Annotated in this window: 9 protein-coding genes; 1 reads left to right on the top strand and 8 read right to left on the bottom strand. The window is 36.5% G+C overall.

The features are described from left to right. Nucleotides 1-8: 8 nt before the first annotated feature. The 4 genes from ON073_RS03370 to ON073_RS03355 all read right to left on the bottom strand — a co-directional run bounded on the left by ON073_RS03370 (nt 9) and on the right by ON073_RS03355 (nt 4004). Nucleotides 9-752 carry a substrate-binding periplasmic protein gene (locus ON073_RS03370; RefSeq protein WP_274760452.1) on the bottom strand — a complete coding sequence of 248 codons (744 nt, stop codon included), beginning with the start codon at nt 750-752 and terminating at the stop codon, nt 9-11. 131 nt (nt 753-883) lie between these two features. Next, nucleotides 884-1687, bottom strand: a complete 804-nt coding sequence (locus ON073_RS03365; RefSeq protein WP_274760451.1) for a DUF1338 domain-containing protein — start codon at nt 1685-1687, stop codon at nt 884-886. A 74-nt stretch (nt 1688-1761) separates the two neighbouring features. Next, on the bottom strand, nt 1762-2784 hold the full coding sequence (gene astA / locus ON073_RS03360; protein WP_274760450.1) for an arginine N-succinyltransferase: 1023 nt from the start codon (nt 2782-2784) through the stop codon (nt 1762-1764). Between the two features lie 14 nt (nt 2785-2798). Continuing rightward, nucleotides 2799-4004 carry an aspartate aminotransferase family protein gene (locus ON073_RS03355; protein ID WP_274760449.1) on the bottom strand — a complete coding sequence of 402 codons (1206 nt, stop codon included), beginning with the start codon at nt 4002-4004 and terminating at the stop codon, nt 2799-2801. Between the two features lie 138 nt (nt 4005-4142). Between ON073_RS03355 and ON073_RS03350 the strand changes: the two genes are divergently transcribed. Further along, the gene (locus ON073_RS03350; protein WP_274760482.1) at nt 4143-4571 is read left to right on the top strand and encodes an Lrp/AsnC family transcriptional regulator; all 429 of its coding nucleotides are present in this window, start codon (nt 4143-4145) and stop codon (nt 4569-4571) included. 25 nt (nt 4572-4596) lie between these two features. On the opposite strand, the gene ON073_RS03345 is transcribed toward ON073_RS03350, so the two are convergent. From ON073_RS03345 to ON073_RS03330, 4 genes are all read right to left on the bottom strand, one after another. Next, nucleotides 4597-7896, bottom strand: coding sequence for a methyl-accepting chemotaxis protein (locus ON073_RS03345; protein WP_274760448.1), 3300 nt, complete (start codon nt 7894-7896; stop codon nt 4597-4599). 152 nt (nt 7897-8048) lie between these two features. Beyond that, a complete protein-coding gene (nudB, locus tag ON073_RS03340; RefSeq protein WP_274760447.1) occupies nt 8049-8501 on the bottom strand; it encodes a dihydroneopterin triphosphate diphosphatase in 453 nt (150 codons plus the stop codon). Nucleotides 8502-8550: 49 nt separating this feature from the next. Further along, the gene (locus tag ON073_RS03335) at nt 8551-11616 is read right to left on the bottom strand and encodes an efflux RND transporter permease subunit (protein WP_274760446.1); all 3066 of its coding nucleotides are present in this window, start codon (nt 11614-11616) and stop codon (nt 8551-8553) included. A 1-nt stretch (nt 11617) separates the two neighbouring features. Further along, complete coding sequence (locus ON073_RS03330) at nt 11618-12676, bottom strand: efflux RND transporter periplasmic adaptor subunit (protein ID WP_274760445.1); 1059 nt, start codon at nt 12674-12676, stop codon at nt 11618-11620. Between the last annotated feature and the right edge of the window lie 74 nt (nt 12677-12750).

Here is a 12750-nt window from a genome sequence, read left to right as displayed (position 1 = left end):
AAAGGGCTTTAATGAATTGGCATACTATAGTTAACTAAGCGTTGATTCCAGTGTTTAGTAAATTCTTCACTGTTTAATATGTTACTTAATGTGACATGTAACATTTTATTATCACTTTTCGGAATTAAGAAATGGCGTGAAAATGCATCGTGTTGCTTTGAAGCTATATAATAATCGCTTGAGTTATTTTCGCTTAAATAATAAAAGGTATAAATGCTTAAAATCGCAGTATCAATTCGCTCTTTTTTTAACATATCGAAAAGCTGGCTTTCTGTTTGCGTATCAACTCGTTCGATAATCTGCTGTGTTGCTAACTCATCTATGCCAATATATCTAAAACCTCGAATACCCCCAACGCGTTTACCTCTTAAATCTATAAACTTATGAACCTCAATAGGGTTTTGCCTAAGACTGACAAAGACATCTTTGTCTTGCATTATAGATGGCGACCATAAAAAACGGGTTTGGCTCGCATCTTTAAACCATTTAGGGTTAACGCCAATCACAATACCGTCGAGTTTATTTTGCTCCAAGCGATAATCTAACCGTTTTCTAGGCATATAGATAAGATTAAAGGTATAACCTGAATTCATTTGATTGAGTAAATCAACAAAATCAAAGTATAAACCTGAACGCTCCTTTAAATTGATAATATAAGGAGGCATATAATGATAGGTATAAATATCCACTCTGCTAATTTTGGCATTTACAAATGTGGAAAATACAAACAGCAATAATATTAAGCGTCTCATCCAGTAGCGATATCTTTTTTAATTAATATAAACAAAAGGCTACAAACCGATTGTTGCTGTATGAAGTATAGTAATGTTGCAATAAAAAACGAGCTTAGAGCTCGTTTTTTTAGTTTGAGTTGTTAAATGAATTAACGGGCATTGGTACTTTCAAAAATTTTGTCAGCTGATGCAGCAACAAAACCTGTGTAAATTTCACCATCTGGTTTTACATAACGTAATGCAAATTCATAAAAACAACTTGGAATAGCTTTAACGCCATCACTAAAGTCAACATCTGCTTTGTCTGCAAGTGTTGATGACTGCTCTAATAACACTTCTGGAGAACCTTTAATTTCACCGCCCGAACTATTAAGTTCAAAACCTGCATCTTTAAGTGCATTGTTTACAGCTTCAATTGTCTCGAAGTTCGCAAGGTGATTAATGCTCACAGTAAAGTGATTTGCACGATAACCCCAAGCAGCAGTCCAAGCAGCGTATTCTGATTCAGTCAGTAGTTGTTGATATGTTTCTGAATCAATTTGCCAGTGCGCACCTGAGTATAAGAAATTATCAGCAGTTACTGCGTCTTCATCAATTTGCTCTACTAGTGCGTGAATTGTTTTTTGTAACTCAGGCGAGAATTTTTCAACTAGTAGTTCTGAAATAAACACTTTTGGCTTAGTCGGATCGCTGTGCTCAAAGTGCTTAGCATACAATTTTTTAGCTTCGAAGTGGTACTCACCACATTCTGTATAACCTACAGCTAAAAAGTGCTGTGCTAACTTTTCAAGACCCACTTTTTCGATATTGAATGTTCTTAATGCAATATGGTCATTAATAACATCACTTTGTTGTGTGTCGCCAAGTAGTTTATGGATCTTTACTGCTGAAGGTGTTACTTCTAAATAGCTATTCCATAAATGGTCAAATAATGTATCTACATTGTTGTGCATAATGTTACCTTTAAAGTGATGGCCTAGTTACACAAGCCATCTAATTAATTAAATAAAGTAGGTTTAAGCACGACCTAACTTAATTTTAAAACTCTGATTGAATCGCCAGCTTGTACACCAATTGTATCGGCAATTTCTTGTGATATAACGGCTACATCTGTGCTGTCGTTAATTGCAATATTACAGCTGAATACAGCTTTAAATTCATTTACTTCAAGATTTGAAATGGCAAAAGTATCAACGCTTTGTTGATCACCAATTTCAACTGTTAATAATCTACTTTCTTTAACACTTTTGATGTTATCAAGTTGCGCTTCAACAGTTGGACCTGCATCAAACAAATCAACATAGCCGCGAAATTCAAACCCTTCTTTTTGCAATAATCTTAGCGCAGGTTTTGTATTCTCATGAACGTTACCAATCACCGCTTGCGCTTCTTTACTGAGTAAATTGGCATAAATAGGGTATTTAGGCATAAGTTCAGAAATAAATACTTTATTACCTGTACCAATTAAATGATCTGCGGTGGGAAAATCAATAGTAAAGAAGTGCTCTTGCAGCCATTGCCAAAAAGGTGAATGTCCATTTTTATCTGACACACCGCGCATTTCTGCAATTACTCGGTTTGAAAAGCGTTCTTGATGTTGCGCCATAAATAAAAAACGAATACGAGAAAGAAAACGGCCAGCTAAACCACTTCGATGAGACTCTTTCAAAAACAAAGTACAAATCTCGGTTGCGCCAGTGTAATCATTACACATGCTCAGTATATCAACGGTGTTATATACCCCTAGCGTACTCGAATGGTGAACTGTTTTACCCATATGGTAATGGTAAAGAGGGACATCTAAGCCTACAGCGGCTTCAATTGCTGTTGTACCAACTATTTCTCTATTCTGGGTATCTTCTAAAACAAATAAATAGCCTTCATCTTGAGGTTTATTTACTTGCTTTACAAAACTGTCGACCGCACGTGCAATTTTACGCTCTAGTAAATCGTCACAAACAGGCAATGAAGTAAAGCCATGGCCAGATGCCTTCGCTACTTCTTTTAAAGCAGCAAAGTCATCTGTTTTGATTGGTCTTAATACTAACATAACCAGTAAAGTACTTAACCGTTAACTACAGCCGCAACTGCTTTCTCGAAACGAGCAAGGCCTTCAGCGATATCTTCATTTGGAATAACTAGCGATGGTGTAAAACGAACAACGTCAACACCAGCAACTAATGCCATTAAACCGTTATCAGCAGATGCATTTAAGAAATCACGCGAGCGACCTTTGTATTTATCGTTAAGAACTGCACCAAGTAATAGACCTTTACCACGCACTTCACTAAATACGTCGTATTTTGCGTTAATCGCTTCTAAGCCTTCACGGAACAGCGCTTCTTTCGCTGAAACGCCTTCCAGTACTTCTGCTTGATTAACCGTGTCGAATGCAGCTTCAGCAACAGCACACGCTAATGGGTTACCGCCATAAGTTGAACCATGTGTACCAATCACTAGGTGTTTCGCAATCTCGGTAGTTGTGATCATCGCACCAATTGGGAAACCACCACCCAGTGCTTTCGCAGTAGTTAGAATATCAGGTGTAACACCTAAACCTTGATAAGCGTAGAGTGTTCCTGTACGACCAACACCTGTTTGTACTTCATCAAAAATAAGAAGAGCATTGTGTTTATCACAAAGTTCACGAACACCTTGAATAAACTCTGGCGTTGGTGAAATGATGCCACCTTCACCTTGCAGTGGCTCAAGCATTACAGCACACGTATTATCGTCAATTAATGATGCAAATGCGTCTAGGTCATTGTAATCACAATGTACGATATCACCTGGTTTTGGACCAAATCCATCAGAATAAGCAGCTTGGCCGCCTACAGTTACGGTAAAGAAAGTGCGGCCATGAAAGCCTTTATTGAATGCAATAATTTTTGACTTTTCTACACCGTAATTATCAAGAGCAAAACGACGTGCAAGTTTTAGTGCCGCTTCATTTGATTCAGCGCCAGAGTTTGCAAAATATACTTTATCAGCAAATGTTGACTCAACTAACTTATGAGCTAATCGTAACGCAGGCTCATTTGTCCATACATTTGAAAGGTGCCAAAGCTTATCCGCTTGCGTTTTTAATGCATTAACAAGGGCAGGGTGACAGTGGCCTAGACAGTTAACAGCAATACCACCAGCAAAATCAATAAACTCATTGTTATCTTGATCCCATACTCGAGAACCTTCACCTTTAACAGGGATTACCGACGAAGGTGCGTAGTTAGGTACCATTACATCATCAAATAAAGCACGATTTACAGCCATTACTCTTTCCTCAAACTTGTTCATTAATTTATAAAATTACTTATTCATGCATTATTCGATTTATTCGTGCCACTTTGTAGTTTAAAAATAACCAAAATGACGTTAATATTTATCAAAATAACCAACTTGAATAGCAAAATGTTAAGCGATACAGATAAAAGTTTAATTAGTGCACTAAAAGAAAATGCTCGATTAAGTGTCTCTGACTTAGCGAGAAAGCTTTCTTTGAGTCGTTCTACAATTCAAAATCGTTTAGCTCGGCTCGAAAGTACAGGGGTTATTACAGGCTACAGTGTCAAACTTAGTGAGACATATTTGCAAAATAGGGTGAGTGCCCATGTATCAATTAAGGTTAAGCAAAAACTCACAACACAAACTAACGTTGAGTTAAAGCGGTTTACGGCAATTACGCAGCTTTATGCCATTAGTGGGGAATATGACTTAATCGCGATTGTCGAAGAGAGTTCATTAGAGCAATTAAGTCATACTCTTGATTTAATTGGTAATTTGGATGGGGTGGAAAGAACAACCTCATCCGTAATCCTAGAAACAAAGTTTAAGAGATAACACATTGTTTCTAAAGCTTAACAAGCTAAGCATATTTACTTTCTAATATTAGTTCACCCGCTAAAGGTTCTGGCGTGTGTACGTCTTCAGTTTTAAAGTAAGCTAATAAGCTATTCATATTGGCGGCTCGTTCCGCCATTAAATTAGCGGCAGCCATAGTTTCTTCCGTAATTGCAGAATTTTGCTGGACAATTGTGGCTAAACGCTGAACCACCACATCGACTTCTTTTAAGCTGTTACTTTGATTGCTAGAACTTTCACTTATTAACTCAATGCTTTGGTTCACTTCTTCAACTCTATTAACAATATGATTTAATTTATCTCCAGATGAAATAGCAAATTGACTGCCTAAATGCACTTTATCATTACTGTCTGTAATAATATCGCGAATTTGTTTTGCGGATTTTGCGCTTCTACTTGCAAGTTCACGAACTTCATTTGCTACAACGGCAAACCCTCTACCATTTTCGCCAGCCCGGGCAGCTTCAACAGCAGCATTAAGTGCAAGCAAGTTAGTTTGAAATGCAAGCCCATCTATCACTTCAACGATTTCATTAATGCTCTTACTTGATTGCTCGACATCTTCAATTGAGCGTTGTGTTTGTATAGATAATTCCTTACCTTGTTGCGCTGTTTGAGTTGCACAATTACTTTGTTCAACAGCATTTTTGGACTGCTGAACAACGCCAAAAACTTCTTCTAGCATGGTTTTAGTACTCGCGCTCGCTTGCTCTAAGCTTGCTGCTTGCTCTTCAGTACGCTCACTAATTTCAGTATTACTGACAGAAATTTCTTTAGCGCACTGTTTCACTTCTTCTGCTGAGGATTGAATATTACTGATTACTTCAATTAACTGTTTCGTTGTTTGATTTATATTATGCTGCAACTGATTAAAAATGCCGTTGTAATTGCCGCGCATTTGTTTAGTTAGATCCCCCTTGGAAAGAGCTGAAAGGCTTTGTGATACTTCTTCTATTGCTGCAGATGTAGAAGAAACCGCCTCATTTATATCATTTTTTAATTGAGCTAAATCACCTTTAAAGTCGAGTTCAATAAACTTACTAAAATCGCCATTGCTCATTGCCTCTGCAACAAAACTTAATGAAGTAATGACTTCTTTAATACTTTCAACTGATTCATTTATATTACATTTAAGGTGATGTAACTGACCTTTCATTTCTGAAGTTATTTGTTTCTTGTAGTTACCCTGGCTGATGCCATTCATTACTTCGCTTATATCATTAACAGCGTGATTAACAGACTTAATGCTCATATTTACATCGTCTTTTAAACGTGAAAATTGCCCTGACATTTCACTTTCAACTTGAGAATTAAAATTGCCTTCGCTGACATTTGCCATTACAAAGGAAATTTCATTTATTACTGTAGAAATATTTAAAATGGTTCGGTTTATTTTCTGTTTGAGTTCATTTAGTTGACCATTTAGAGGCACGTTTATTTGTGCTTCTAAATTACCGTCACTTAATTCAGCCATTGCCGTATCTATTGTTGATAAAGCATTATTGATACTAATAACGGATTGATTAATTCCTTGTTTAAGTTCATCTAACTTACCATGACACTTAATATTGACTTGCTGTTTAAAGTCACCTTGAGCCATAGACTTCATAACACAGACAATATCGTTAACCGCTAAATCTAAATTACTTAATGTTGAATTTATATTGTCTTTAAGCGTGTTTAGGTCACCTGACATGGCTAATGAAATTTGTTTATCAAAATGTCCTTGCGACATTGCATTTACAACGGCGTTTAATTCACGCATGGCGCTGTTTAAAGCTTCTGCACTATCATTTGTTGCACGTTTTAGCGAATCAAGCTCACCTTTACACTCAATTGTAATGCGTGCGTTAAAATTACCCTCAGAGAGTTGTTGCATGACTTCATTTGTTTCTGTAATTGAAGTTTGTAAACTTGCTAGTAAGTTATTAAAGGCAAGTGCAGTTTCACCAATTTCATCCCTGTTGATATTAGCTGTGCGTTTTGAAAAATCACCTGTTTTTTCAACACTTTTCATTAACTCTGAGAGGTGTTTAATTGGTGATGATAGGAAGTTAGCAAACTTAGGCGCTACAAACGCAATAACAGCAATCACGATTATTAATACTAGTGTCAATAACAGGGCTAATCTATCAACGGCAGCAAAAGCTTCGCTTTCGTCAATTTCAGCAATGAGTGCCCAATTGGTATCAAGAATGTTAAGTGGGTGGTATGAAGATAAAACGGGGTTGCCATTATAGTCATCGATAATTTTCTGTCCGCTATTGCCTTGTAGCGCTTGCTGAATAGAAAAGGTATCGACTGCGCCTTTTTCAGGAAACTTAAATGAATTAATAACAGAATGATGAACCGGATCTAGATACGAATCAGAACGCATTAATTTGTCAGGGCCTACTAAATAAGTTTCACCACTTTCACCAAGTCCATCACGTTCACTCATAATGGTATTTAATGCGTCAATTGACAGTTGAAAAATTAATGTTGCTTCTGAATTAATTGGCGTTGCGATAAAACTCGCAGGTGCATTATACGAGGGGTAATAAGTTTGATAGTCACTGAAGGCAACGCTTTGCGCTTTTGAAAGTGTTCGTGCTTTTTTAAACACTGTTGCTAGATTACTATCTTTATAAGGTCCGCTTAATAACGAAGTTGCAAAATCGAGTTCTTTGTAAACAGAATAAACAATATCGCCAGAATTATTATCAACAATAAATAAGTCATAAAATTCGTAGTACTCGATAAGTTTTGTAAAATAATCATGATAGAGATTATGGGTTTTATCATAATCATCATTAGCAGCACTTTGTTTAAGTAATTGTTTACTGCCTATTGGATGTGTATTTTGCGTAATAAAACGGGTTTGTAGCGCAATTGCTTTACTATCTAATCTTGTTAAATTAATTTCTAAATTTTTGGCAGAGTTATTACTTTTCTTAAATTCACTAAAAAATGTATTTTGGTAGTATTGTTCTACTTCAGCGCGAGAATAATTTGCTGTACTCACTTGTTCATAACTTTCAATAAAATCGGAAGCAGCGTTTTGTGTTGTCGGATTTAAAGCGGTGGTGATTAATTTAAATTCAACTTGTTTGAAATAACGCTCTAGCGCACTTTGCTTAATACTGCTAATTGCAGAAAGCTGGTTATATACTTGTTCTTTTATTGCATTAGCAGAATTGTAATACGCCAAAACAAACACAAGTAGCAGTGGTATAACTGCTGCAATCAAAAATGACAATGTTAGTTTTTTTGATAAATTAAAGTTTTCATAGCGTTGGCGTAAAGATATTGGTAACGAATTCATAACCATCCTTAGTTCAAGTCCATTAATTAGCAACATTAATTCTAATAATTGAATTAAATCTTCGCTAAAGTCTAAGACAAATTTTAGCTAACGCAATTTAACTTGTACCTATTTTGAATGTATAAATTGTTCTAATTTGTAAAAAGTGGTGGTTATTCTTTACACTTTTTACTTTTATAAATCAATTCAACGGCATTTTTATTCGTTTCTGAAGAGAGTAACTGAAGTGCATTTTGATACGTAAGCCATTTGAAATTTATATGCTCTTTTGGGGCGAGTTTGATATGTGTTTGGCTATCTACTTTAAGATGAAAAACATATTCGGTATTTAGATAACTTCCTTTTTCATATCTAAAACGCCAGTCTTCTCTTATTTCGTATTGATTAGTGATGTTGAGAGGAACTATTTCATAACCTGAAGCCTCACAATTAATGCCTGTCTCTTCAAATACTTCACGATAGGCGCATTCTAGTGCAGACTCATTTTGTTCAATGCAACCGGTTACAGATTGCCAAAATGTTATGTCATCAGCACGTTGAATTAACAGAAATTCATCGTGTGAATTTTCAATAACGACAAGCACTGAGAATGGTCTTTTTAGCATAGGTATACTGCAATTTACGTTTTTTTGCAGTATACCTAATTTAATATTTTTAGGCAGGTTTTACCTTAAACACTAAACTGTAAAGGGCTGGGATAACCAATAATGTCAGCACAGTAGCAAAACCTAATCCAAACATAATTGTAACTGCCATTGATTTAAAGAAGACATCAAACAACAGTGGGATCATACCTAAAATTGTAGTAATTGCTGCCATTGAAACTGGTCTTAATCTACTTAAGGCTGAGTGATATACCGCAATGTAAGGTGCTTTATCTTGGGATAGCTCTAATTCAATTTGATCCATCAATACGATGCCATTTTTTATTAGCATGCCAGACAAACTGAGTAACCCAAGTAAAGCCATAAAACTAAACGGGCTATTCATGGTAAACAAACCAATTGTCACACCAATAACAGCTAATGGCACTGTTGCCCAAATAATGAGGGGCTTTTTAATTGAATTAAATAACAAAACAGTAATGATAAACATCACTAGGTAACCAAGTGGCAAGGAGCCAAAAATAGCTTTTTGTGCTTTCGATGCTGATTCGAATTCGCCGCCCCATTCAAGTTGATAGCCTTGCGGAAGTTGAATATCATCTATCAATGGTTTTACACGTTTTAATAAGTTAGCCGCAGTTTCATTGCCTAAAATATTCGGATCTGCCATAACTGTAATAGTGCGCTTTCTATCACGTCGCAATATAAGGTTGTTCTCCCACTCTGTATTAAAGCCATCAACAATTTGCTCTATTGGTACGTAAATCCCCAGTGTTGGACTAAAAATTTGTAAATCATAGAGTGAATCAACATTAAGACGCTCAGATGCAGGCGAGCGGGTAATGATAGGAAGCATGCGTGTGCCCTCACGATATAAGCCCACTTTACGACCTGACAAGGTTGTTAGTAACAAATTATCTAAATCCGACTTACTGATCCCTAAACGGCGTGCTTTTTGTTCATTGAATTGAGGGCGAATGACTTTAGTTAATTCGCGCCAGTCATGTCTTATATTGTGAGCTTTGCCATCATTCTTAAGAATTTCAATCGCCTGTTCTGCTAAATTGCGTAATACTTTTGGATCGTGACCTTGGAAACGAGCCTCTATTTTTGCATCTGTTGATGGACCAATTTCCATACGTTTTAATTTAATAAATGCATTGTGTAGGTTATCAGCTGCATATTCACGTATTTCTGCGAGTATAGCGTTGAGCGATTCTAAATCAGTAGTACGAATAATCAATTGCCCATAGGCTGGGTGAATTTTTTCTGGTGCATAAGTTAACATAAAGCGCGGGGCACCTTGTCCTACCGTGCTGGTTACTTCAACTACCTGGGGTTTTGCTAATAAATATTGCTCTAGCTTGGCAATATCCTGCTCTGTGGCACGAATATCTGAACCTTGATAACGCCAGTAATCAAGATAAAACATAGGTGTATTTGAAGGTGGGAAAAATGACTGTTTAACATTGCCAAATAATACCAGCGCACCAAGCAATGAAATTAGCATAAAACTGAGCGTTGTTTTTGGCCAAGCTAATACGGTTTTTAATAGTTTGCCATAAATAACAAATAGTTTACCTTGATATAGTTCATCAGTATCAACTTCATTTTCACTTTGCGTGCTTTTCGTTTCTTGCTTAAATAACACGCTTGCTAAGAAAGGCGTTACTGTAATAGCGGTTATCCAACTAAGTAGCAGTGAAATTAATAATACATAAAAAAGACTTCCGGCAAATTCGCCTGTTGCATCTGAACTTAATCCTATTGGAGCAAACGCGGTAATTGCAATTACAGTAGCACCAAGCAACGGCCACTTTGTTTGATCAACAATACTATTTGCTGCCTTTACTTTGCTGTAGCCTTTTTTCAAACCAACTAAAATGCCTTCAGTAATGACAATGGCATTATCCACAAGCATACCAAGCGCTATAATCAGAGCACCAAGTGAGATCCTTTGTAGATCAATTTGCTGCATCATCATAAAAATAAAGGTACCAAATACCGTTATTAGTAAAACTGAACCAATTAATAAGCCACTTCGTAACCCCATAAAAAGAAGCAATACAGCGATTACTATTGATACCGCTTGTACAAGTGATGTTATAAAATCGTCAACTGATTTTTCAACTTCTTTTGGTTGGTTGTAGAGTGTATTAATTTCAATGCCATAAGGGCGTTGATATTCAAGTGACGCTAAATGGTTTGTTAATTTATTACCAATTTCAACAACGTTCACGCCAGATGCAAAGGAGACACCCAGTAGTAACGTTTGTTTGCCAGCATAATGAGTTGGGTTATCTGGGATTTCAGCGTACTCGCGTTTTACTGTAGCCACATCTCCTAAATAAATAATTTCTTTAGCACCGGGCTTTGAAATAAGTAAATCTTCGAGTTCAGATACGTTTTTAAATTCACCTGTAGGATGAAGGCGGATTGATTCGCCCTCAATAGTCACTTTACCTGCATTAGATACTGTATTTTGATTTTGTAGTAACTGGTAAATAACGTTGGCAGAAATTCCAAGTTGTGCCAATTTATGGCTAGATATTTCCACAGTAACTTGCGGTTTTTGCTCACCAGCTACCGTTACTTTACCAACGCCATCAACCAGTACCAATTCACGTCGTAAATAATCAACGTAATTTTCTAATTCTTCATAGGAATAATCGTCACCGCTAATAGAATAAAGCACACCATAAACATCGCCAAAGTCATCCATCACTTTTGAAGGATAAACGCCTGCTGGTAAGGAAGGTGATAAGTCATTAATTTTACGACGCAGTTCATCCCAAATTTGCCTAAGTTGTTCTTTGCGATAGGTACTTTTCATTTCTACCGTGATTTGAGATAAACCAGGAGAGGAAATTGACGTTACATAATCCACATAAGGTAATTGCTGAATCACATTTTCAATTGGGTAGGTAACTTCTTGTTCAACCTGTTCAGGTGATGCGCCAGGGTAACTGGTTATTACCATGGCTTTTTTTAAAGTAAATTCTGGATCTTCCAAACGCCCCAATTGTTGATAAGAAAAATAGCCACCAAATAGCAAAATCAGAATAAACAGCCAACTTATCGTTCGCTTTTCAATTGATAACTGTGCAATGTTCATTTTATAGGCCTCGTTCTTTTGTCCAAGGACGAACAATGCTTTGTGCTGTTAAATGATGAACACCTGCACTAACGATTTGATCTCCAGGATTTAGGCCCTCATTTATCTCAATCCCACTTTTATGGATTTCACCAAGCACTACTTTTACTTTTTCGAGCTTACCGTCGTTGTAGCGCCAAACAAAGGAATCTTCACTTGCGTCACTAAAAACGGCGGTTGTTGGAATAGTAAATTTACGTTGATTTGAATAAAACACTTTATTTAAATCAATCAACACATTTCCTGTCATACCAGCGAGTAAGTTAAAATCTGTTGGCAGGGGCAGTGTAAATACCACACGATAACTTAAAGTAAGTGGATCAGCCTGTGTATCCCATTCTTTTAGAGATAATTCATATGACTTATTCGGGTAGCTATCAAAAACAACATTGGGTTTATAAGTTGTATTTTTGTCAACGCGAGCAACTAATTTTTCAGGAATTTGAATAGTTACATCCATTAAATCACGTGTTTCAATTCGCATAATGTTTTGCTTGGCAACAACACTTTCATAGTTTTTTATAAATACTTTGCTGATTGTGCCTGCAAAAGGCGCTCTTAGCACAGTATATTCTAAATCAGTTTCTGCTTTTTCAAGCGCTGATAATGCAACTTGCATATTGGCTTTTGCCTGATCAAGTTCTGATTGTGATGCAATTCCTTTTGTTTTGAGTGTTTCTGTGCGCTCAAGCTGATTTTTTGCAAGTTTGTAACGTGCTTCACGGTCACTAAGTTGTAGTTTAAAGTCTTCGGGGTCTAACTTTGCTAAGATTTGGCCTTTTTCAACAGATTGTCCAGCAAGTGTTGGAAATGACATAAGTTCACCATTAACTCGAAATGATAAATATGAGCCTTGATTAGCTTCGACTTTTGCTGGAAAACGGCGAATATTGCTACTACCTGTATCTGGTACAGTAAAGAGTTTTACTGGGCGAGAAATTGTACTTTCGGCGATTTCTGGCTGAGGTTCTTTACAAGCAGTGATCAAAATTGCTGGCAATAAGAGTAAAAGGGCGCGCATCTACTTATCCAAAAAGAAATTATTAATAAACTATAGCCAGAATAACCAAAGGCTATGTAAAATTATATTTATTA

It is taken from the genome of Pseudoalteromonas sp. G4 (genome assembly GCF_028875915.1).
Taxonomy (GTDB): Bacteria; Pseudomonadota; Gammaproteobacteria; order Enterobacterales; family Alteromonadaceae; genus Pseudoalteromonas.
Note: the sequence above shows the minus strand (reverse complement) of the source record. Positions and strands in the feature narration are given on the sequence as shown.

Bases quoted from the DNA above. Each gene is read 5' to 3' on its own strand.
- ON073_RS03370 (WP_274760452.1), bottom strand. From the start codon at position 752: ATGAGACGCTTAATATTATTGCTGTTTGTATTTTCCACATTTGTAAAT.
- ON073_RS03350 (WP_274760482.1), top strand. From the start codon at position 4,143: ATGTTAAGCGATACAGATAAAAGTTTAATTAGTGCACTAAAAGAAAAT.
- astA (WP_274760450.1), bottom strand. From the start codon at position 2,784: ATGTTAGTATTAAGACCAATCAAAACAGATGACTTTGCTGCTTTAAAA.
- ON073_RS03335 (WP_274760446.1), bottom strand. From the start codon at position 11,616: ATGAACATTGCACAGTTATCAATTGAAAAGCGAACGATAAGTTGGCTG.
- ON073_RS03365 (WP_274760451.1), bottom strand. From the start codon at position 1,687: ATGCACAACAATGTAGATACATTATTTGACCATTTATGGAATAGCTAT.
- nudB (WP_274760447.1), bottom strand. From the start codon at position 8,501: ATGCTAAAAAGACCATTCTCAGTGCTTGTCGTTATTGAAAATTCACAC.
- ON073_RS03345 (WP_274760448.1), bottom strand. From the start codon at position 7,896: ATGAATTCGTTACCAATATCTTTACGCCAACGCTATGAAAACTTTAAT.
- ON073_RS03330 (WP_274760445.1), bottom strand. From the start codon at position 12,676: ATGCGCGCCCTTTTACTCTTATTGCCAGCAATTTTGATCACTGCTTGT.
- ON073_RS03355 (WP_274760449.1), bottom strand. From the start codon at position 4,004: ATGGCTGTAAATCGTGCTTTATTTGATGATGTAATGGTACCTAACTAC.